This is a genomic window from Pseudomonas sp. B19125 (genome assembly GCF_044218855.1).
GTDB classification, from domain to species: Bacteria; Pseudomonadota; Gammaproteobacteria; order Pseudomonadales; family Pseudomonadaceae; genus Aquipseudomonas; species Aquipseudomonas edaphica.
The window spans coordinates 3,069,421-3,088,806 of sequence record NZ_CP162589.1 but is presented as its reverse complement, the minus strand read 5'-3'; the positions used below and the strand labels follow the sequence as shown (position 1 = coordinate 3,088,806).

The window sequence follows — 19,386 nt, the reverse complement described above, 5'->3', positions numbered from 1 at the left end:
CATTACTCCTTGATCAGCTCAAACTCGGGATGCTCAGCCAGGTACTTCAGGGCCGGTTCATCGTCTGCCGTTACGGTAACGGTGAAGGCCTCCACCGGCAGTGCGCGACCGTCCTGCAGGATGATCATCCGAGTTCGATACACCTTGTCGCGGTACCGCACCTGCGCGCTGTTTGGCGGTGTGTTCTGTTCTGCGCTGTCGCCTTTGAGTGGCCTGGCCATGTTTCCTCCGGTCATAAAAAAACCCGCACAGGGCGGGTTGTCGTGGATAGCTGTGTTAGTGCTTGTGGTGGTTGTCACTATTGCCGGTAGCCAGAATGTCAGCGGCACCGGTGATGGTCTGCGTTACGTGTAACGGTCCGTCGATAGTGACCTGGCCGGTCAGACTGATTGCATCACCGGTCAAACTGATTTTTCCAGACTTAACGGCTACAGCGTTATCCGTAACGATGGCCGCCGTAGAACCGACTTTGATTGTTACCGTCCCGCTGGGCAAAGTGATGGTGTAGGACTTGGCTTGCCAGTCGTAGACCAGCGAACCGCCATCATCAAACCGCCACACCTCCACGTGGTCACGGTTATCGGGCGGCGCGCCGGCGTTGCCGTAAAGCCCCGGGATAAACGTGCCCAGGGCGGCCTCACCGCTTGGACTGAACAGCGCGCCCTGCTCGCCAAGGCTTGGCGCACGCCAATGGCGCGCCTTACCCGCAGCCAGGCTGTGCCAGCGCACCCAGGCGCTTGTCCACTCGCCATCTGAAACCCGGCAAGCGGGCGGCGATGCCGCCAGGTCGACGGCCACCACATAACAAGGCTTGAGCATGGCCGCGATCATGCGGTCATGCTGCGCCGACACGTAGGCACTCACGGAATGTCTCCCGGCGCGACGTACTGGCCTTCGCTGCCTGGGCCAGTGTCAGGGCTGAAACCGAACACAAGTGAACCCGGCGGCTCATCAGGCCAAGGCCATACCAGCTCCCCTACTTCGAAATTCTGTATCCACTGAACAGACCACATGACGAACTGTTCAAGCTCAGGCAATGGGGCTTCAGGCTGCGCATGGATTTGCTCAGGCGGGCCTGTGACAAATCCCACATCCCACCACTGATCCTTAAGTACCGTGGCCAGCTGGGACGCCAAGATAGCGGCCTGTAACGGAGCTTTAGGACGGTCAGCCTCGATCAGAATACAGGCCTGAAAACGGCCAACCAGCGCCGTCTTGCCCTCACCTCGATCAGTGCCCAGGGACATGTCAGTAATGCCATACAGCAACGCCGGCGCCCTAACTTGAGCGTCCAGCTCCGGGAACGATTCAACGTGCAAGACGCTGGGCATGCGCTCGCTGATAATGCGAGTTATCGCGTCATGTAATGTCGTCAGTTCGCTCATTGGGTACGCTCAACACCAGCTCGATCATGCCGGAACCATCAGGCTTCGGACGCACGACTTTGTAGCGGCCGCCACCCAGCACAGCCGGCAGATCAATGGTTAGGAAGTCGCCTTTCTTGACGCCTTGCACGTCGACCACTCGCGCGGTCAGCGTCGGCTCTAACACCTCGTCGGCGTTGATTGCGCCGCCCAGCCGCACGGCACCACCCTTGCCGCCACCGATTTCGGCGCCGACAAAGGGAGAAGCAAACGCGCCGTAAATAGTGCGCCCGTTGGCCAAAATGGCCGGATCACCAAGACGCCCCACTAACAGGGCGTCCATACGATCAGCCAAGGCCCGAAAGCCGCCATCCATTACTGGATCAACAGCGCTTCAGCGAAACCGCCGACAGCATCGCCCAGCAGTTTGCCGAACGGCACAGAGTCAGCGGTGCCATCGGCCACCAGGCCACCAGCCAACAAGCTGACCTTGGCGCCTGCCTTCAGCGCACCGGTGCTTGGCAGCAGCCAGGCACCGCCCAGCACACCGGTGAACGGCTGCCCCTTCGCTGCGTCCTCCAGCGGCACAACCACCAGGGCACCGAGTACAAAAGGCATGCCGCTGAAAACACCGCCCGTAGGCGCAACAAACGAGCGCTGCACGCCCGCACCTTGATAATTTTTAGCCATCGTTCAAATCTCCAGAACGCAGAAACGACAAACCCCGCACAGGGCGGGGCTTTCAGGTACTTCGGTTGGTTACTTGCCAGCAGCGCTGTACAGGCCACGGAAGTCCGAAGGGGCAACACCAGCATCGATACGCACCTTGCTGGCCACGCCGTCAACGCTGAAGCCGTTTTGCTGCTCGACGTAGGGGGTATCAATACCATTGAGGTAAGCCACCTCAATGGTGTCGCTACCTTGCTTGGCGGCCATGTACCAAGCCGTAGACGAGTTGTCATCAAGACGCGGCTCACCGATAACTTGGGCAAAACCACGAATAGGGTTAATGATTCCAGAGTTCGCATCAGCGCCAGGAACAGAAGCCGAGTTGATCAGCTGATTGGCCCGATCTTCCAGCGCAACCGGTGTCAGCACGTAGGCCGGGCGAATGTTCAAGGTGCGAGCCTTACCACCCTCCACTTGCGTTTTCTGCGAAGCCATAGCGGTCTTGCCGATAATCATGCTGGCAATGGACAACTCAGACGCAGGGCCGGCGGCGTTGTTTTTGCGCGAAGCATCAAACAGCGACTTGCCGTCGCGCATCTTCGGCGGGCTGGTCAGTACCGCGTAGACCAAATCACCGATGGTCGCGCGGGCCGCCTGGCCCATCTTGTAAGGCACGTCACTTAGCAACGACAGGTCGTCATTGATAATCGCCTGACGGGTAATCGAGAACAGCTCGCCGTAGGTGGCCAGCGTAATCGGCTCGCCACGGTCACTCAGGGTGATGTGCTTGTATTCGGCACCGGGACGCACCTCACGCAAGCTAGGGAACTCACCCAGGCCGACACGCGAAGACGTTTTAAAGTCGCTCAACTGGCCTTTTTTGGTCCAGAGCTGGAAGGTCTCCGGCGCTTCTTCCCAGCCCGAAAGGACCGACTTGCCGGCGATATCCAGCAGAATCTGACCGAAGTCACTGGAGCCATGCGTAAACGCCATGCCAACCATCTGCATAGGGTTAAGCGTTGCCACCAGAATGCCGCGCTCGGTCAGAGAAGCGCGGGCCAGCTCGCGCATGCTCATGTGATTGAGGCCGTTGCTGGCTTCGATGGCGGCGATGCCGATCCGCGCTTCCAGGGAGGCGCGCACCGAATCACCCACCAGATTGCCGTTAGAGATATGCCCGTGCATGCCTGGCACATTGGACGGGGAGGTATTTTCGCCCAGCTTGGCCAACAGCTGCGCGCGCGCTCCCTCCACCGTGCAGGCCATATCAGTAACGCAAGCCTGCAACAGCTCAGCATGTGCCCCAGCAAAAGTGCCGAAAGCGGCGGTAATACCGGCGCGGCGCACGCCTTCTTCAGCAATTACCTGGGCGCGAATTTGGTCAGCTGTGAGCGCGGCGGCCGTGTCCGGGACGGCCGGGGCGGCCGGGGCGGCCGGCGCTGGGGCTTGTACTTGGTTGCGCGGGTTCATCAGGTTGCTAGCTGCTGGTGGCATGTGTTCAAACTCCTGCATGCGTTTCGATTTGAGTTGTGCGGCAGCCACCAGGGGGTCAATCAACTGATCAGCAAAGCCGGCTGCCACCGCCTCACCGCCATCCATCCACGTTTCATCCTTCAGCAGCGCGTGAATTTCTTCCGCGCTTTTGCCGGTCTTACTGACGTAGGCCTGCACCAACGTCCCTTCCACCTTGTCCAGCAAATCGGCATAGCGGCGCATGTCGTCAGCATCACCGCCCTGGGCGCCCCAAGGCTTGTGGATCATCATCATGGCGTTGGTCGGCATGTAGACCTTATCGCCCGCCATAGCAATAACGCTGGCCATGGAAGCCGCCAGGCCGTCGATGTACACATCTACGCGGGCCGGGTGCGCTTTGAGCGTGTTGTAAATCGCCATGCCGGCGAACACGTCGCCACCCGGCGAGTGAATGCGCAGATTGATTTGTGACACGTCACCACAAGCCGCCAGATCCTGTGCGAACTGCTTGGCGGTAATGCCCCAACCACCAATTTCGTCATACAACAGAATTTCGACACTGCCGCGCGCCATCGCGCGCATTGAGTACCAACTTTCTACCGGCTGATTTGCCGCTGTAATCGCGGCTGATACTGACGATTGGACGGACGCCCGGGGCAACATCAAGGGCGGTGATTTAGGCTTTCTCTTTTTCGTTTGATAGGTCTGCATTGACGGTCACTTTCCCGTAGAACTTGTGATAGGCGTCAGAGCTGAAAACCAGCCCTTTTTCCCGGTTGCTTTTCACTTCCGCCTCTCGCGAACGCTTAAGCTCTTGCGGGTTGCGACCGCGCGCCCGCGCCACTTCGGCCTCATCGGCAAAACCAGCCTGCACCAGCGCATCCCAGGCGTTTGCCTCATGCACCGGGTTAATCCAGGGCATAACCGGCCCCTGATAAACCGCGCTGTAAACAGAATCCATGTTTACGTCACCAGGCGGCACAAGCACGCCGCTGACCAATGCCATTTCGACAAAGGCCCGGTAAACCTTGCGCGACCAGTAGTCGATGAATTCGTGTTGCAGCAGGTCGTAACCCAGCTGCGACTCCACCAGCTCCTGACGCTGCGCCGAATAGGTGCCCGTGTAGCTGCGTGTCGCCGTGGAGTAGCCAATACGTGTCCCAGCTGATACGGCACGCAACTGGCCGTTACGGAAGCTCTCCACAAACTGGCTGGGCCGGTTGCTTTCGATCATCCCCACGTCTTCACCGGGCAACAGACCGTCGAACACCATGCCCGGCGCAATAGGAATACTCCGGGCGCCGGTGGCCTGGCCGTCCTTGCCGGCAGTCGTAGGCGCAACCACGTAGTCGTCGGTAGAACCCTTTTTGATGAACATCGCCAGGGCCGCGCTAATGCGTGCCGCAATGCGCTCGCTTTCCTCGTAGTCCTTGATATCCGCCAAGCGCGTTAGCACGGCGTGCAGCAAGGGTTGGCCTCGGTTTTGCCCGATCCGCTTTCGATAAGCGATGTGCAACATCCTGTCGGCCGGCACAAACTTGGTATCCGCCGAAAGGCTGAAACCCAAGGCGCTGCCCGGGTGACGTTTCAACAGGTTGTAACCGAGTACCCGCCGCCATGAGTCCCGTGCGATTCCCTGGCAAATGCCTTTGGAGTCGTCGTTGTAGTTCCAGGGCAGATAATCCGGCTCCAGAAGCTCCAATGAGAAAGGCACTTTGTGCAGGTGCTTGAAGTTCGGCACCTTACCCAGCAGCAGCTGGGCCAACATTTCTCCGTCACGCAGCCAGGTTCGGCACACCAGGCGTTCCATCTGTGCCCGGGTCAGCTCGCCCGATGTTTCTGGCCGCAAGGACCACTCGGCCCATAGGTCTTTAATTTGCGCTGCGAAACCCAGGTGAATATTGCCTGCATGGTCCAGGGGCAGCGGCTCCACCGCGATACCTGCACCACCCACTACCCGTTCTTCCAGCCGGTCAAAAATGCCGGTCACTAAATCGTGATCTTCGTCCAGCTTTCGCGCCTGGCCGCGCAATGATTCCGCGTCACGCTGCAAGGAACTGTCAGCGCTTCGGGTTTGCCGTTCTGCTTTGTGAGTGCGGGTGATCCTGGCCGCCTCAAAGGCTTGAATGCCGCTGCGCGCCGCAAGGCGCTTAAGCCCAGCGGCAGGACTCACCGCCGTAACCAGGCGGTCAAAGACGTTCAACGAAAGTCAGCCAGGGCATAACCCGGGCTGCCTTGTTGCGCGGCGCGTTGAGCGTTAACGCGGCGCTCCCATTCACGCCGCCCTGTTTGGATTTGCGGCAGTTCGGCCATCGTGTGGGTGCGACCATTAAAAATGGTCGTTTTGCCCAGCAGAATGGCGGCCTCTGCCTCCAGATACTTGTCCAGCATCTCCTGCGCGTTTATAGCCATCCGTTACTTTCCACGTTGTGCCAGTCGCCCGGGGCGTCAGCTTGAGTTGATGGGGGAACAGGCCGCGCCGGCTCAATAGGCGTCTCGGATTCTTCTGGCTCATCCACGTCCGGTACGTCCGGCACCTCCCACGTACCAGAGGACGGCACGAACTGGGCTTCTAAGGCCAACTGTTCTAAATCCAGACCGAACCGCTCCTGGCTGATCCGCAGGGCGGCCAGCGCATACACAAAACAGTCAAGGGCTTCGTTTCGACGGCGGCCGTTGGTCCAGCGCTGCACGCGTCGACCTTTGGAAACCACCCATTCTTTGCGCTCGCTGGTCAGCTGCTTCATTTCGTCTTCGTCACACACCAGCTCGTTAAGGGGCAGGTGAATGCACTCAGGCACCGGACGGTTGCCGTCCGGCTCGATTTTCAAGCGGCTGTAGATCAGCTCTTTGGCGTTGTCCGTTCCCACTTCCGTGAGGTAAACCCGGTCGCCCTTGGTCTTTTTCTTCGGAAAGTTGGCAATTTTCTTGCCGTAAGTCGCGGCGCCAAATACCGGGATAACCCAAGTAACACCGTGCTTTTTACTTTCCTTTCGCACTTCGTCCGAGTAGTGACCGCCAGAGTCCCAACACCAACGCTCTACACGCATTAGCGTGCCGTCTTCGCGGGTGAACTGGCGGCGGATTTCCTGGCCTACCTTCTTGCGCAGCTCAACGCTCGCAGGGTCTCCAGTCAGCACCCAGCGGTGAATCAACCACGCTTCCTCACCGGCGCCGAAGGCCCACACGCGCCCCTCATACCGGTCATCTTGCGTATCAATACCGCCGAACAGTGCAACGCCCCGGGCGGGCACTTTCAGGTAGTTGCTGCGCCGCTTGGCCAGCACTTCCCACTCCAGTTTCTCGCCTTGGTCTTCTTCCCAGGCTTCGCCTAATGTGGTGTTGATAAAGGTCTTGAGCTTGCCCCGGTCTTTGCCGACCTTCAGCCACTCGCTGACAACTGACGCCCAGGTGACGAACTCGGAATAGACGGTCCAGATGTGAAACGTGACGGAACGCGGCGTAGTGATCGGCTGGTCATCAGCCGAAAACCACTCCATGCCGTCGCGGGTCCAAATCCCTTGTCGCTCGCAGATGTAGCGCCCAGCAACAGACGCTTGAATCATTTCGTGATACTCGAACGAGCAGCCGTTACCGGACTCACACAAGTACCAGGCTTTTTCTACCTGGCCGTAGCCATCTAGCAGCCAGCGCATGCCGTAAGGTTTATCGAAGGCGCCCCACTTCAGGTGCTGTTCTGTGCCGCAGCACGGGCACTTGATGTTGAACCGCAGGAAATGCGGCGACTCATCGGCCGCGCGGCTGATTTGGCAGCCCTCACCCACTGATTCATCATCGTCGCCGCCGGCAACGATAACGCCAGGCGTTGAACCGCGAATCGACTTAGGAAACGTTGCGCCCTCCAAGCGCTTGTCCCCCAACATCGTTGGTGAACCTTCACCCTCGATATCGGCGTCGAACTTCGACAGCTCGTCGTAAATTACTTCGTCCGGGCTTTTCTCCCGATAGTTACGCGCGGCCTTGCCACCCAGGCACCAGAGCATTTTCGAGTTATCAAAACGCTTTTCGTCCAGGGTGTTATCCCGGTGCTTCACGCCGTACCAGGGCGCCAAGGCGCGCACCAGGGGAACGTCACGAATCATCGTTTCGATGTGCCGCTTCATCATGGTGTCGGCATCGGGGTCCGTCGGGCACCACGACAACACGTTGCGTTTCTTGTGCTGGATTTTGTAGCCCTTGTTGGCCACCAGCATCTTGGTGTAGCCAACCCGCGCAGACTTCAGCACGTTGACCACGGCGATAAGGTCATTGCCCATCGCGTTGAGAATGGCGACCTGAAACGGCGCCGTAGTCCATCGCCCCTCTTGATACGACGATTCGGACGACAAGTAAAAATGCTTATCTGCCCACTCAACGGCCGTAAGTGGTGGCTCTTTGTAGAGTCCAGTCAGCCCCTTACGGACGCCCTCAATCAGCGCCCTCATCCAGGGCTTCGACAAACTCATCTAGAAGCTCCGGCAAGGTGTCGGCCAGGTTGACCGCTTCGTTCCGCGTAACGGCTATTTCACGTTGGATAGCCTCGATATGACGCACCTCGATTTCCGGGTGCTTGCGTTTCACTTTGATGTGAATGGTGTCCAGGGTTGAGCCGAGCATGGCGCTCAACTTGCCAAGAGCGAACAGACAGAAATCCACCGGCACCAGCTTTTTGGCTTTCACACGATTACGCATTTCCTGGGCGTCGGCTTGCTCAGTGGTCAACCGCAACTTCTGCTGCGCTTGTTTGTACTCAATCAGCGGATCAATGGGTTGCCCGTCACCATCGAGCGGTTGTTGTTTCTCGCCCTTGTGAACCAGACGGTTATCCAGCACAGAACGCACGTCGTAAAACGACTCCCGCCCGATCTTAGCGACCGGCGTAACGCCCCATTTGTCGAAAGCTTGCGTGGTAATACCAAGGCTGTCAGCCATGCGTGACTTATTCAGCCACTCAGGCTTACGGGTGATAGATTGATTAGCCATAACTACACAACAACCAACCTTTGAAAATGGGTCATATATAGCGAAGACGCGGGGCCCGAATTACCCCCATGACGGGTGGGGGTCCGGGAGTACCTTTTGTTTTTCGTCCCGGCCTACCTGTCAAGCGAAAAAGGCGATGAAATTGAAGAAAAGGCCACTTTTTTCACCTTTTCTCTGACTTCTCGTCGACTACAGCCATCAACGAGCCGAAGCCATCGCTTCAGCCCAGGCGGTCGCTGCGTCAGCCTGATAGTTCGCGTTGACGATGTTCTGCCCGATCTTGAAGAACGGGAAAATGGTTCGATACCTGGGCGCTGAATCGCTGAAGATAAATACCGGCCGTACCGCATCGCCGATGCCCATCGACTTGCGCTCCCACACACCCTGCGTGCCGTCGACATCACCCGAGAAGAAGCGATGGGCGTTGCCCTTACGTCGACTTCTGGCACTGCCACTGGCGTTTGCCTGATAGCCCCGCGTCGATTCAGCAGCACCCAGGCCCGATAGGATCTTCATCATAGTGCCGCGTGACACGTTGCCGTACTGATTCATAAAGGCCGTGGTGGGCACGGCAAATTGGCCACTGCGCATGATGCCGCGCGCTATCAACGATTTCTCGAAACGCTTGTGAGGCCGCAGGCCACCACTCACCGCCTGCTGTAGGTAAGTGTCGGCAGGAATGCCCGACGCCCATGAGTCTTTGAAGTAGACCTCAGCCGCTCGCGCCTTGGTGGCCATTTTTACGAACAGGCTATTCAGCGTGGTAGGGGTGGGCCGGTCCAGGCGTTTTTGCATCACCGTGATTGTGCCCTTCTTGACCCGCTGGGCCAGTAAGGTCGCGGTGCGAGCCATCACAAATGGAATGTGCTTTTTCTCTAGCTCCCGCATGCCCGCAGAAACAGGGAACGCGTCCAGCGACATGTCGACCTTGAACATCCTACCTCTCCTGCTCTGCCGATCTACTGACCGTTGGTGGCACGGCCTGAAGCCGGGTCGTTAACGCCAGCCTTGCGCGCCAAGAATTGCGTATACAGGCCACCTGCAACGTCTGCGCCTATTACGGCGATTACAATGCCCAAGCCGGCCGCCAGGTAGAGGTTGTTCCATAGGGCCATTGCGAGCAGCAACGTGGCCATACCCAGCAGGCCGGAAGCGAGAAAGCGCAGTGCTACTCGCTGAAGGATTTGGCGAAGCCCCAGGTCACTACCTGATGCGCGAAGCATTTCTCCAGACAAACCGGCGAGGCTCAGCAGAACCAACAACCACAGAGGTACATCGGTCAGTGCCTGGTGCTCGGAGTTCATCTTGAGTCCTCAAATAGGTCGGCCTCCACGTCGCTGGCATCCGCTTTAGGCAAGGAGACAGGCGTGGGGCCGAAAACAAAAAAGCCCTGCTCAATGGCAGGGCTTGAAAATAGGAACAAAAAACCCGGCTTAGTGGCCGGGTTTTGAAGGCGTCTCGCTGCGTTCACAGCAATACACGCTGCTATAAAACCATAACTATTCCGCGCGGAAAAGGTTTTTAGCTATCTGCCCCCAATATCAAGTCGGAGCGATGGCCAGATTCCAAACACAAGCTCGCAGCAAGCTAATTTGATCTGTAGACGGAAGAACTCCAAACCGTTCGTTATATTCCAAGTAATCTGCGCATTGCGCCAAAGCGAAAGACTCGCCGTGAAGAAGATCATTTCTCATGCGAAGAAGCAAGCGACATCTGTCTTCTGCTTCCGCTACATTTTCAGCATTTTTCCTTACGCCTTCTTTTATACTTTGAGTCACTCGACCATTAACCCCAAACAATGCATCGAAAGCGACACACAACTGCATGAATCTATCTCTTTCAGACTGTTTCCAAGCTGCGCCACAACACTCTAGTGCAACGGAAAGCCTTGTATCACCTGTAGCCGCTCTCAATACGTTTCGCACAAACTCCGCTACTTCATTCGTCACTGTTACAGGCGCGATTAAATGCGGCAGCGGAGAGGAAATAGTTTTGAAACCGTATCTGCCCTGCTTAACACTAAAGAGACCTTTTGGCTGCTTGGCACCAGAAATCATGAGAGAGTTCTTTAACTCAAGCCCAAGAAAAAGGGCTCCAGCCATACGCCTAAGCTTCGCCTCCCCATAAGTATCATGAGTAGCAAAACAACCTAGCCACGAATCATTATTAAATAATGGGGTCAGGCTAAAACCCTCTATTAAGGGCGGAAACTGCCCAGCAACCAGTTCTGTGCGGTGAAAATTAAATTTATCGGCTACCTCGCCAAGGTCTTTATTCCATGGCCACCAAACAAATTCCGGTTCATTTACCTCCTCCACACAAGTGAGCCCGGTCATGGGTATGAGATAGAAACACTCTTTGAACTTATCATCTAAATAATTAGCAAACTCGGCCGCAAACCTCACTACCATTTCTGAGGTAACACGATCCAGTACCGTCTTATGAGGATGCGATAACGCTTCAAACATTAGCCCCCCACCACCCAGCAGCTCAATTTCCTCAATAAAATAATCTTGAAGAACCGTGATTGCTTGTTCCACCGTCCCGTCAAGTTTGCTCCCGCATGAACTGCGCAGAAGCTTTAGAGCCGCAATATTTCTGCGATTAAAGTCCACGTAAAGTTCAAGGCCAAACCCGCCCCCCCCGAAATTTTTCGAGCCAGCATGGAACAACCACCTACCGCCAGGAGGAGAAAATTTGAGCCCTCCTAGAAAGACCGTCATTACTTCAATAATTTCTGATGGAGGTTCCATTTCCACTTCTAATTTCCTTTCTTGGCTGACTTGCAGCATCTAGCGCCGCAAGGAATGTCTAGGCTATCTGTCGCATTTCACTCACCGCACAATCAATCCAAGCAGCTCCGGCCCTGGCCAACTCGCGAGCCTTTCCTTCGCTGAGGCCGAAGTGTTTGCCCACTCGCAACATGGGCCATTTTTCGCCGTAGTACAACCAAATCACATCGCCCATCTGTTGGTCACGATGAGCGAGCCTTGCCACTGCGCTATCGATAGCTACAGCCCACTCATCCGTAATGCAGTAGCTTTTACTCGCTGATACCTGCGCCACTGCCTGCCGCATCAGCGCCAAAGTCGGCGACGTGTAACCGGGTACGCCCATGCTGTCCATTCTCCACCACCCCCACTGTTCAAGCAGATACTCGGTGTCTCCCAATGGCCGACCAGCCGGCTTACGAATCATCATGCTCTCAATCCCCTGTGTAATTTGTTCCGCCTGCTCCCAGACGGTTTGGTTGCTCGTATTGGCTCCGTGGCCCTATCGGTGTTGAAACAGTCTTCAACGCCATGATTTCGCGCTGTACCTGCTGCAATTTGAAACTCAATTGGGTGACCAACTCATCGACAGAAAGCACCAACTTGGTCCCCTGAACAACCCAACCTGAGCCGTTGCAATCCGTGCAAACCAGCTCATAAAACACCCCCGCCACTACCGCCTTACCCTTGCAGATCGAGCAGGGTTCAAGCTCAATCCGCTCCAACTTAAAGCCAGGCCCCTGTCGTTTCTGCACGTTTTAATACCTCGCCCTTAACAAATTGTGGTTCTGGCTCGCAGACCCCGCCGTTCAAGGCGTCTACGAGATTTTGCGAATGTTCATATCTAACGCCTGTCTGCGCGTGAATCGCCTTGAAGCCGCGTTCGTCTAACCAGTCGTGCCACTTCACCAATGCCAATCGGCGCTGTTCTTTGGCCTGGGTGTTGATGTAGGTGGAGGCGATCTTGCCGAGCGAGTGGTTGAGCAGCATCTCGCCGATATGACCGTCAACGCCGAGATCAGTCCAGGCAGTTCGGGCCACCTTGCGCAGGTCGTGACTGGTCCATGCGCCCTGCCCTAACCGGGTGAATACAGCGCTGGCTTGGTTGTCGCTCAGCGGCTTGCCACGGCGCGAAGGGAACAGAAAGGCCCCGTCGTAGCCCTGGGCAGTCTGGCGTTCGCGGTAACGGCGCAGCAGTGCACACACCTGATCGGTCAGTGGCACGCGCAGTTCGGTTTTGGTCTTGGTGTGTTCAGCGGGCAGGAACCACTCACGCTCAGGCAGCGCAATGTCAGCCCACCGCGCCTGGCGGGTTTCACCGATCCGCGTGCCGTGGCACAACATCATCAAGGCCAGCATGGCGTCACATGGCGCGCTGTCGAAGCGCTCAGCCAGCAGCGTCACCAGTTCGGGCACCTGCACATCGCGTAGACGGGCGGGCTTGGGCTGGATGCGCGCCGTGGTGAAGTGGCTGAACTTGAGTTCGGCCGTAGGGTTAAAGGGGATCAGGTCCAACTTGCGCGCCTGACGGAAGGCCATGGCGACCAGGCGAAACAGTTGCTGAACGTACGACAGCGACAGCTCCTCCTGGGCGGGCCACATCAGCAACTTGTCCAATGTCTGGGCGCTCACGTCAGCGAGCGGCAAATCATCCAGATGCGGCTTGAGCTGGCAACTGATCGCGGATTTGATCGCTTTCCGGCGTTTATCGGACAACGCGCGCGACTTGGTCATGCGTTCACCGAACCAGTCGAGCAGTTCCCCCACCGTCACCCACCCCGAAACGCTGGCGGCGCCGCCGGCGGCTACGCGCAGTCGCACCGCCGGCAAGGCCGCGATGACTTGTTTTGTGTTCAGGTCAGGAAAGGCGCCGATGCGGTGCCATTGGCGCTTGTTGAGCAAGTACCAAGAGCCGCGCGTGCGGTTCTTCGCGAAACGAAAATGCAGGGCCGGGTGACTGGCGTCCCGCAGGTCGCGCACATGCTCAAGCTTGGCATTGCGGGCAATCTCAGCGTCCGACAGCTTCACCGTGAGGGTTTGGATTTGCGTGCTCAAAACGCGCCCTCCTCCGGATTAAGGAGGTCGATAACCTCAAACGTCGACGGCCACATCTGGCCGCCGTATCGAACTGCCATGGCCTGATCGAAAAAGAGCGCCAGCGCATGATCCGGCGCACTTCCCAGGTCGATCTTGGAAGAGCAGCAAAACACCGCATAGCGGTAGAGGGCAGGTTTGGGAACGGCAAGGCGGGAAGCAGCCATCAGATTTTTTCCTTTGATTTGTAGCGGTCGCGCATGCTGCTGACCTTTTCGGGTTTGTTCGGCTCAACCCAACCAGCCGCGAGCTGTTCGAATCGGCTGTATTGACCGAGGAACGCGGCACGCACGGTGCCGCCTGCAATGTCACGGCCCTTGCCAATAATGATTTCGGCAATGCCTTTGGCTTCGGAGTGTTCGTGGTAGACCTCATCGCGGTACACGAACAGGATGATGTCCGCGTCCTGCTCGATGGCGCCGGATTCACGCAGGTCAGAACACAGCGGCCGCTTGTTGGGCCGTTCTTCGCATTTACGGGAAAGCTGGCTGAGCAGGATCACCGGAACGCCTAGCTCCCGGGCCATGAGCTTCGCGGTGCGTGTCATGTGGCTGACTTCCTGCTCACGACTGGACGTGCGCGAGTCGGACTCCACCAATTGCAGGTAGTCGATGACAATGAGGTCCAAGCCATACCGACGCTTATGGCGGCGAGCCGCCGAGCGCAGTCGATTCATTGACATCGACGCGCGATCCGACAGGAACAGATTCGACTTCTTGAGCTTGCCGGCGGCACTCATCAGCTCGGCGCCGTGAGTGTTCGGGGCTTTGCCATTTTTGATCAGCTGTAACGGCACTCGCCCTTCGGACGCCATGAAGCGATCCATCAGGCCCGTGTTATCCATTTCCAAACTGAACGCCATCACGCTTTTGCCATCACGGATAGCCGCGTGAGACGCGATGTTCATAGCGAGCGTGGTTTTGCCCATGGCTGGACGGCCAGCAATGACGATCAGTTGGCCAGGCTTGAGCCCTTGCAGCTTCTCGTCCAAATCAGGAATGCCCGTGGACAGGCCGTCAATTTCATCACCACGATCAGCCCGGGCCTGCAGCACCTCGATGTAGTCGTTGAGAAAGTCCTCAGCCTTGACCACTTCGGATGTTGCCGATTGGCTGTCAATGGCGTGGGACTCAGCCTGTACAGCTGCAACCTTGTCAGCCGCCGGCTGGTCACCGTAGGCAATGTCGTTGATCCGCACGCTTAGCTCGATGATCGACCTATCCAGGCTGCGCTCACGAACCGTTCCGGCGTAGGAGGCGGCGTTTGCAACGCTTGGCGTATTGCGGGCAATTTCTGCGGAATAGGCAAACGAACTCGCACCACCAGGCAGATCCCCCACATAAACCCCGACGGTCACGATATCGACGGGATGACCATCAGCGTGCAAGGCCAAAATCCCGCGATACAGCTCGGCGTTGTCCTCGTAGTAAAAGTCCTCGGGCACCAGATCGGCGGCCAGTACGTCGATCAGCTCAGGGCGCAGGAACATCGCCCCCAGCACACCGTGTTCGGCTTCCAGACTGTAGGGATCACGCATTGTAATTACCCTCAACGACCTTCACGAAGTTGCTCGGGGCAATCAGCCAATCGAAGTTGCAGCGGAAAGGATTCCCGCCAGAAGCCGAAACCTTACCCATCAGAAACTCGCTGGAGCGCACCAGGGCAAAGTACTCGGCCCAGAAACTGAGATCCTGATGAACATCGCTTTCGTTCCAACGTGCGTTGACCTTGGCAATTCGATCCTTGGTCAACAACATGACCCGAGGAAATTCCGGGATCGTTGCGTTGAACAAATCGACGATTGCCTGGGTTGGGCATTTCGGCTTCGAAATTTTCGTTGGTTGCTCAGCTCCAGCAAGAGGTGATGGTTCACTTGATGGTTCTATTACGGTTCTGGGTGCAGCTGCTGCGGGGGTTTTCGTCGTGAGCTGCGGGGGTGGCGGTGTATCTGCTGCGGGGTGCAAGTACTGCGGGGGTGCATATGCTGCCGGGGTCAAGGTATACATAGTCGAACGCCCCATCCGCTCACGGACAGACAAAATGTTCGCTTGCCCTAGCCACTTGATCGCACCCTGAACCGTCCTCTCGGCGAGGCAAGTACGCTCAGAGATTCGGGCAATAGAAGGCCAGCAAACACCCTCGTCGTTTGCATTGTCAGCCAGCGAAATAAGGACTGCTTTTTGCGGGCCACTCATGCCTTGCAACGGCCAGCACAGGCTCATGATGATGGTACTCATGCGGGAACATCCTGGGCAGGTGCCAGGGACGCCTTCAAGTAATCGAGGCATTCACGGCGGAATTGAGACTTGGATGCATGCGAGTACTGGCCGCCGATCATGAGGGCGGCATTCATCGCAGCGAATTGATTTTGATCGAGGTGTCGCGACACCATCTCTGGACGCTCGGAGGGTGTCGCGACATCTCCAGAGCGGTTGACTGCGGGGGTGTTATTGATCATTATTGACCTCGGAATAAAGCTGTACTGAACCGCCCTGCCAGGCGGTTTTTTTATGCCTACGATATGAGTACTGGATGAATTAACAGCCGATCCAAAGTCTCTATTCAGGCGCCCCGCTACTGCGGAAAATGACTACACAGAGCGGTTAAGCCGCCTCCGGATAAAGGTCCGGCCTGAGCTCATGGCGTGGTATGCCGGTTGCCTGCTCGACTGAGATCACGCGCTCAGCCGGCACGCGTCCTGATGCACACCAACGCTGTACGTTTTGCGGTGTGCAACCAAGAACGCGAGCAAGGGCCGATTGGCCGCCTGCTGCCTTAGCCGCACGCGCTGCTGCATTACGCTCCATAGAAGCCTCACTAGCCGAAATTACAACCCAAAGTTACAGAAACAAGCCAATGACTACAAGCGAGAATTGCAATGCTCACTACAAGTGCTGGTTGTATTCTGGCTTTCATGACTACTAACTCTTCACGCATAGCGGCAGCACGAGAAGCGCAAGGACTCAATCAATCTGAGTTGGCGCGCAAGCTTGGTGTCAGCCCGCAGTCGGTCCAGGCATGGGAAGCGGGGCGAACAGCTCCGCGAAACCAACGCATCAAGCATCTGAGTGAAGTGCTTGACGTTTCTGTCGCCTATTTGATGGGTGAATCAGGGCCAGTCGAATCACGTAGCGCAACTGCCCGCACGCCTCTACAGTCAATCGAACTATGGGACGAAAACACTCCACTCGATGAGGATGAGGTGTATGTCCCTTTCCTTCATGAGGTTGAGCTAGCAGCTGGATCGGGAAGGTTCGCCATAGAGGAAAGCAACACCTCTCGGCTGCGGTTCTTCAAGAAAGACCTACGACACAACGGCGTCCAATTCAACAATGCGAAGTGCGTAGTAGTCAGCGGCAACAGCATGATGCCAGTGCTGCGAGACGGCGCTACAGTGGGTATCAATATTGGAAAAAACACACTGAAAGACGTTGTTGATGGTGAAATGTATGCGATCAACCACAACGGCCAGTTAAGGATTAAGCAACTATTTCGGACCCCTTCGGGCATACGCCTGCGCAGCTTCAACCGCGATGAGCACCCCGATGAGGAATACACTTTTCAGGACATCCAAGAGCAGCAGCTTGCTGTTTTGGGGCATGTATTCTGGTGGGCCATGTACTCCCGCTGACCTCTCTCTGCCGCCTCGTAAAGCCCAAAGCCCGCCATTGAGCGGGCTTTTTTATGCACGCGAAAAATTCAAGATTCCACTGTCGTCAAGAAAATAATTACAACCAAAGCTTGATCATTACAATTATTGGTTGTAATTTTATTTCGTCGCCGGATAACAACCGGCCAGATGGAAGGCAGCGATGGACCGGCCTAAACGGTTCAGAGGGTTGGCAACTGACCCGGGCGTGCAGCTTAAAGCGCCAAGACGAGTTATCCAGCGGGAGAACAAGCCGAAAGGTCCGCGGCTGGACAAACAATTTGATGGGGCCGGCAGTGACGCCAGTAGCGGGATGCCGGCAGACGACACCAGAAGATTTCACGTCAGCGCCTGTATCGGGCGCTTTCGGAAAACAACAGGGAGTCAAAGCGATGGACGAAATCATCAGCGGCGCATGGAAGGGCCACCTCGGACGAGGCCTTGCGCCGAAGGAATTGCGCTACCTACTGGCCGCCGCCCAGGGCATGACGGCCAAAGAAATAGCGCGACAGTTCGACGTGGCCGCCAGCACCGTGACAAAGCGTCTTTCATGCGCGATGTTCAAGCTTGGCGTGACCCGTCAGACGGCGATGATTGCCGAGGCGATGCGCCGCCAGATCATCTCACCGATTTGCTTTGCACTGGCCGCGCTGATCGCCATGCACGCAATGATTGGCGACGAGTCGATGCGCCGTGATCGCCGAGCACCCGAACGCCGAACTGCTCAGGTGCGAATCGTGAGGCATTCAGAACGACCGGCGCTAATTGCTTAAATAAATGCAACTCAACGGGGTATCAATCATGCATTCATCAGTTCAACAGCGAGTCGAAGTAGCTGCGGCTTTACGGATTCGCACGCACATCGCCACCGCCGAGTTCTATGCTCTGATCGGCAGGGAACAACCCTTGACGCAAATTCGCTACCAAGTTGTAAACCGCGGCAAGGCTTATCACATTGTAGAGCGGGCTACCGGAAAAGTCAGAGGGTTTCGCTGGACCAACAAGGAGGCTATCAGCTTAGCTAAGTCACTGGAACTCAATCGTCCGGGCACAGCATCGGCCTATTAGCAACCAGTTTAGACAACGCAATAGGTAAGCATGGCTCGATTTACCAGCATATGAAGTCTGAGAGGTAATCCATGGCCGAGGAACAGCGCCGCAAGCGCAAAGGCAGCAGCAAAGAAAACAGCATCTGGCGTCGAAAAGTTTAGGTGGAGGGCATATTCACACCTGTTCACAAGCGGCTGCCAGCCGCCCTCCCGCGGATTAGGTATAGGCAACGTAGGATAGGGCGAAGTAGCAATCCCTCCTCCAACCAACGCAAATACCAAATGTGGAGGGCTAAAGGTGGCAACTCGAAAAGTGATAATCAGCTTGCCATGCGAAATCAAGACGCTGACAACTTCTGCTCAAACTCTTACATTCCAGCTCTCATACTGAGCAGGCAGACCAAAACAACCGCCTTCCAAAAATCCCAAAACTCCTGCCTATTATCTAAATTGCCTCAGAAAGTCATCAACAACAGTCAATGAACGCCTAGCATCAGACAGCAGCTCATAAAATTCAGGTTCAACACCATCATATCGCCAAAGCATCCTGTCTGATTCATCCATAATTGCGATAGTAACGATCCCTCTGTAACGAGAATCGCTTTCATGATTATATCCGCTTACAGATTCAAATATCGCAATTCTCTGATCCTGATATCTTGTTGTAAGAAAAATTAAAACCTGATTCGGGGAGCTTGGAATAGAGTGCATAGGCGCATTTTCAAGCGTCCATGTAACAGATCTATTTGCCGTTGCTCGAATAAGGAAAACAGCGAGGTTTCTTGCGGAATTATCAATCATACACCACCTGCCGAGCGATCTCTAATTAGTGTTTCCAAGTGCACTGAAAAGCTATGTAACTTATCATGCACATCCCAGGCCTGATTTGTTGAAAGCTTTTTGCAAACCCAGCCTCGCCTAATGAGGCCTTTTTTTTCAGCCATCAAGCTTATCAATTCATCGGCACTTTTGCGCTGGAGACTTTCCAATTTTGGTCGAATATTTTGAACATATGCAATGGACCTATGTATATATACGGAGATATCTCTTTGGTGCTCGCCCATTTCTATTTTACTCCCGTCGGTCCTCTCTATCTCCTCCATCTTCTTAAGAAGTAAGCGCATTTCGGAAATCAGTTGTTTTATCTCATTAAAAGTCTCAGGCACTCTAACTTTGCGCCTAAGCGCGCTGGTTATATACAAGGCGAGAAACATAGTCACAACGGTCAGAAAAAAACCAACGATTGTAAGAACGGTGCCTATCTTATTTAAATCATCCCACAATTCCTTAGCCTCCAACTGCACAGCTTCCTGTCTAAGCAAATCAGACCCATG

At 56.0% G+C, this 19,386-nt stretch carries 25 protein-coding genes; 3 read left to right on the top strand and 22 right to left on the bottom strand.

Going from position 1 to position 19,386, the window contains the following annotated elements:
* Window positions 1-2: 2 nt before the first annotated feature.
* The 20 genes from AB4P96_RS14195 to AB4P96_RS14100 all read right to left on the bottom strand — a co-directional run bounded on the left by AB4P96_RS14195 (window position 3) and on the right by AB4P96_RS14100 (window position 16,161).
* Window positions 3-221, bottom strand: coding sequence for a hypothetical protein (locus AB4P96_RS14195; RefSeq protein WP_395600904.1), 219 nt, complete (start codon window positions 219-221; stop codon window positions 3-5).
* 55 nt (window positions 222-276) lie between these two features.
* Window positions 277-831, bottom strand: a complete 555-nt coding sequence (locus AB4P96_RS14190; RefSeq protein WP_395600979.1) for a phage baseplate assembly protein V — start codon at window positions 829-831, stop codon at window positions 277-279.
* Window positions 832-860: 29 nt separating this feature from the next.
* Complete coding sequence (locus tag AB4P96_RS14185) at window positions 861-1,385, bottom strand: hypothetical protein (RefSeq protein ID WP_395600903.1); 525 nt, start codon at window positions 1,383-1,385, stop codon at window positions 861-863.
* Window positions 1,360-1,707 carry a hypothetical protein gene (locus AB4P96_RS14180; protein WP_395600902.1) on the bottom strand — a complete coding sequence of 116 codons (348 nt, stop codon included), beginning with the start codon at window positions 1,705-1,707 and terminating at the stop codon, window positions 1,360-1,362. Before AB4P96_RS14180 ends, AB4P96_RS14185 begins: the two co-directional genes overlap by 26 nt.
* A gap of 32 nt (window positions 1,708-1,739) precedes the next feature.
* Window positions 1,740-2,054 carry a DUF2190 family protein gene (locus AB4P96_RS14175; protein ID WP_395600901.1) on the bottom strand — a complete coding sequence of 105 codons (315 nt, stop codon included), beginning with the start codon at window positions 2,052-2,054 and terminating at the stop codon, window positions 1,740-1,742.
* 69 nt (window positions 2,055-2,123) lie between these two features.
* Window positions 2,124-4,217, bottom strand: coding sequence for a ClpP-like prohead protease/major capsid protein fusion protein (locus AB4P96_RS14170; protein WP_395600900.1), 2,094 nt, complete (start codon window positions 4,215-4,217; stop codon window positions 2,124-2,126).
* Entirely contained in the window at window positions 4,183-5,709 is a 1,527-nt protein-coding gene (locus tag AB4P96_RS14165) for a phage portal protein (protein ID WP_395600899.1), read from the bottom strand. The genes AB4P96_RS14170 and AB4P96_RS14165 overlap by 35 nt, the downstream gene beginning before the upstream one ends.
* Entirely contained in the window at window positions 5,706-5,918 is a 213-nt protein-coding gene (locus AB4P96_RS14160) for a primosomal replication protein PriB/PriC domain protein (protein WP_177024015.1), read from the bottom strand. Before AB4P96_RS14160 ends, AB4P96_RS14165 begins: the two co-directional genes overlap by 4 nt.
* Window positions 5,909-7,972, bottom strand: a complete 2,064-nt coding sequence (locus AB4P96_RS14155; protein WP_395600898.1) for a phage terminase large subunit family protein — start codon at window positions 7,970-7,972, stop codon at window positions 5,909-5,911. Before AB4P96_RS14155 ends, AB4P96_RS14160 begins: the two co-directional genes overlap by 10 nt.
* The gene (locus tag AB4P96_RS14150; protein ID WP_395600897.1) at window positions 7,935-8,489 is read right to left on the bottom strand and encodes a terminase small subunit; all 555 of its coding nucleotides are present in this window, start codon (window positions 8,487-8,489) and stop codon (window positions 7,935-7,937) included. The genes AB4P96_RS14155 and AB4P96_RS14150 overlap by 38 nt, the downstream gene beginning before the upstream one ends.
* A 198-nt stretch (window positions 8,490-8,687) precedes the next feature.
* The gene (locus AB4P96_RS14145) at window positions 8,688-9,425 is read right to left on the bottom strand and encodes a hypothetical protein (protein ID WP_395600896.1); all 738 of its coding nucleotides are present in this window, start codon (window positions 9,423-9,425) and stop codon (window positions 8,688-8,690) included.
* A 23-nt stretch (window positions 9,426-9,448) separates the two neighbouring features.
* Window positions 9,449-9,793: a phage holin family protein gene (locus tag AB4P96_RS14140; RefSeq protein WP_323624394.1), complete on the bottom strand. Its 345-nt coding sequence runs from the start codon at window positions 9,791-9,793 to the stop codon at window positions 9,449-9,451.
* Window positions 9,794-10,030: 237 nt separating this feature from the next.
* Complete coding sequence (locus AB4P96_RS14135) at window positions 10,031-11,281, bottom strand: hypothetical protein (protein ID WP_395600895.1); 1,251 nt, start codon at window positions 11,279-11,281, stop codon at window positions 10,031-10,033.
* A gap of 19 nt (window positions 11,282-11,300) precedes the next feature.
* Entirely contained in the window at window positions 11,301-11,690 is a 390-nt protein-coding gene (locus AB4P96_RS14130; RefSeq protein ID WP_323624390.1) for an antiterminator Q family protein, read from the bottom strand.
* 296 nt (window positions 11,691-11,986) lie between these two features.
* Window positions 11,987-13,315, bottom strand: coding sequence for a tyrosine-type recombinase/integrase (locus AB4P96_RS14125; RefSeq protein ID WP_395600894.1), 1,329 nt, complete (start codon window positions 13,313-13,315; stop codon window positions 11,987-11,989).
* A complete protein-coding gene (locus AB4P96_RS14120) occupies window positions 13,312-13,521 on the bottom strand; it encodes a hypothetical protein (RefSeq protein WP_395600893.1) in 210 nt (69 codons plus the stop codon). Before AB4P96_RS14120 ends, AB4P96_RS14125 begins: the two co-directional genes overlap by 4 nt.
* Complete coding sequence (gene dnaB, locus AB4P96_RS14115) at window positions 13,521-14,891, bottom strand: replicative DNA helicase (protein WP_395600892.1); 1,371 nt, start codon at window positions 14,889-14,891, stop codon at window positions 13,521-13,523. The genes AB4P96_RS14120 and dnaB overlap by 1 nt, the downstream gene beginning before the upstream one ends.
* Complete coding sequence (locus tag AB4P96_RS14110; RefSeq protein WP_395600891.1) at window positions 14,884-15,591, bottom strand: helix-turn-helix domain-containing protein; 708 nt, start codon at window positions 15,589-15,591, stop codon at window positions 14,884-14,886. The genes dnaB and AB4P96_RS14110 overlap by 8 nt, the downstream gene beginning before the upstream one ends.
* Window positions 15,588-15,812, bottom strand: a complete 225-nt coding sequence (locus AB4P96_RS14105) for a hypothetical protein (protein WP_242173914.1) — start codon at window positions 15,810-15,812, stop codon at window positions 15,588-15,590. Before AB4P96_RS14105 ends, AB4P96_RS14110 begins: the two co-directional genes overlap by 4 nt.
* A gap of 145 nt (window positions 15,813-15,957) precedes the next feature.
* Window positions 15,958-16,161 carry a YdaS family helix-turn-helix protein gene (locus AB4P96_RS14100; protein ID WP_242173919.1) on the bottom strand — a complete coding sequence of 68 codons (204 nt, stop codon included), beginning with the start codon at window positions 16,159-16,161 and terminating at the stop codon, window positions 15,958-15,960.
* 71 nt (window positions 16,162-16,232) lie between these two features.
* Here AB4P96_RS14100 and AB4P96_RS14095 point away from each other — a divergent pair, with 71 nt between their 5' ends.
* The 3 genes from AB4P96_RS14095 (at window position 16,233) to AB4P96_RS14085 (ending at window position 18,071) form a co-directional block, all read left to right on the top strand.
* Window positions 16,233-16,985 carry an XRE family transcriptional regulator gene (locus tag AB4P96_RS14095; protein WP_395600890.1) on the top strand — a complete coding sequence of 251 codons (753 nt, stop codon included), beginning with the start codon at window positions 16,233-16,235 and terminating at the stop codon, window positions 16,983-16,985.
* Window positions 16,986-17,395: 410 nt separating this feature from the next.
* Complete coding sequence (locus AB4P96_RS14090; protein ID WP_242173922.1) at window positions 17,396-17,776, top strand: LuxR C-terminal-related transcriptional regulator; 381 nt, start codon at window positions 17,396-17,398, stop codon at window positions 17,774-17,776.
* Window positions 17,777-17,804: 28 nt separating this feature from the next.
* Window positions 17,805-18,071 carry a hypothetical protein gene (locus AB4P96_RS14085; RefSeq protein ID WP_242173925.1) on the top strand — a complete coding sequence of 89 codons (267 nt, stop codon included), beginning with the start codon at window positions 17,805-17,807 and terminating at the stop codon, window positions 18,069-18,071.
* 422 nt (window positions 18,072-18,493) lie between these two features.
* On the opposite strand, the gene AB4P96_RS14080 is transcribed toward AB4P96_RS14085, so the two are convergent.
* Both AB4P96_RS14080 and AB4P96_RS14075 read right to left on the bottom strand, forming a co-directional pair.
* Entirely contained in the window at window positions 18,494-18,853 is a 360-nt protein-coding gene (locus AB4P96_RS14080; protein ID WP_242173928.1) for a hypothetical protein, read from the bottom strand.
* On the bottom strand, window positions 18,850-19,350 hold the full coding sequence (locus AB4P96_RS14075; RefSeq protein ID WP_395600889.1) for a hypothetical protein: 501 nt from the start codon (window positions 19,348-19,350) through the stop codon (window positions 18,850-18,852). The genes AB4P96_RS14080 and AB4P96_RS14075 overlap by 4 nt, the downstream gene beginning before the upstream one ends.
* Between the last annotated feature and the right edge of the window lie 36 nt (window positions 19,351-19,386).

Bases quoted from the DNA above. Each gene is read 5' to 3' on its own strand.
- AB4P96_RS14190 (WP_395600979.1), bottom strand. From the start codon at position 831: ATGATCGCGGCCATGCTCAAGCCTTGTTATGTGGTGGCCGTCGACCTG.
- AB4P96_RS14160 (WP_177024015.1), bottom strand. From the start codon at position 5,918: ATGGCTATAAACGCGCAGGAGATGCTGGACAAGTATCTGGAGGCAGAG.
- AB4P96_RS14185 (WP_395600903.1), bottom strand. From the start codon at position 1,385: ATGAGCGAACTGACGACATTACATGACGCGATAACTCGCATTATCAGC.
- AB4P96_RS14140 (WP_323624394.1), bottom strand. From the start codon at position 9,793: ATGAACTCCGAGCACCAGGCACTGACCGATGTACCTCTGTGGTTGTTG.
- AB4P96_RS14095 (WP_395600890.1), top strand. From the start codon at position 16,233: ATGCTCACTACAAGTGCTGGTTGTATTCTGGCTTTCATGACTACTAAC.
- AB4P96_RS14195 (WP_395600904.1), bottom strand. From the start codon at position 221: ATGGCCAGGCCACTCAAAGGCGACAGCGCAGAACAGAACACACCGCCA.
- AB4P96_RS14090 (WP_242173922.1), top strand. From the start codon at position 17,396: ATGGACGAAATCATCAGCGGCGCATGGAAGGGCCACCTCGGACGAGGC.
- AB4P96_RS14105 (WP_242173914.1), bottom strand. From the start codon at position 15,812: ATGATCAATAACACCCCCGCAGTCAACCGCTCTGGAGATGTCGCGACA.
- AB4P96_RS14145 (WP_395600896.1), bottom strand. From the start codon at position 9,425: ATGTTCAAGGTCGACATGTCGCTGGACGCGTTCCCTGTTTCTGCGGGC.
- AB4P96_RS14120 (WP_395600893.1), bottom strand. From the start codon at position 13,521: ATGGCTGCTTCCCGCCTTGCCGTTCCCAAACCTGCCCTCTACCGCTAT.
- AB4P96_RS14130 (WP_323624390.1), bottom strand. From the start codon at position 11,690: ATGATGATTCGTAAGCCGGCTGGTCGGCCATTGGGAGACACCGAGTAT.
- AB4P96_RS14085 (WP_242173925.1), top strand. From the start codon at position 17,805: ATGCATTCATCAGTTCAACAGCGAGTCGAAGTAGCTGCGGCTTTACGG.
- AB4P96_RS14100 (WP_242173919.1), bottom strand. From the start codon at position 16,161: ATGGAGCGTAATGCAGCAGCGCGTGCGGCTAAGGCAGCAGGCGGCCAA.
- AB4P96_RS14080 (WP_242173928.1), bottom strand. From the start codon at position 18,853: ATGATTGATAATTCCGCAAGAAACCTCGCTGTTTTCCTTATTCGAGCA.
- AB4P96_RS14175 (WP_395600901.1), bottom strand. From the start codon at position 2,054: ATGGCTAAAAATTATCAAGGTGCGGGCGTGCAGCGCTCGTTTGTTGCG.
- AB4P96_RS14155 (WP_395600898.1), bottom strand. From the start codon at position 7,972: ATGAGTTTGTCGAAGCCCTGGATGAGGGCGCTGATTGAGGGCGTCCGT.
- AB4P96_RS14170 (WP_395600900.1), bottom strand. From the start codon at position 4,217: ATGCAGACCTATCAAACGAAAAAGAGAAAGCCTAAATCACCGCCCTTG.
- dnaB (WP_395600892.1), bottom strand. From the start codon at position 14,891: ATGCGTGATCCCTACAGTCTGGAAGCCGAACACGGTGTGCTGGGGGCG.
- AB4P96_RS14110 (WP_395600891.1), bottom strand. From the start codon at position 15,591: ATGAGTACCATCATCATGAGCCTGTGCTGGCCGTTGCAAGGCATGAGT.
- AB4P96_RS14180 (WP_395600902.1), bottom strand. From the start codon at position 1,707: ATGGACGCCCTGTTAGTGGGGCGTCTTGGTGATCCGGCCATTTTGGCC.
- AB4P96_RS14135 (WP_395600895.1), bottom strand. From the start codon at position 11,281: ATGCTGCAAGTCAGCCAAGAAAGGAAATTAGAAGTGGAAATGGAACCT.
- AB4P96_RS14150 (WP_395600897.1), bottom strand. From the start codon at position 8,489: ATGGCTAATCAATCTATCACCCGTAAGCCTGAGTGGCTGAATAAGTCA.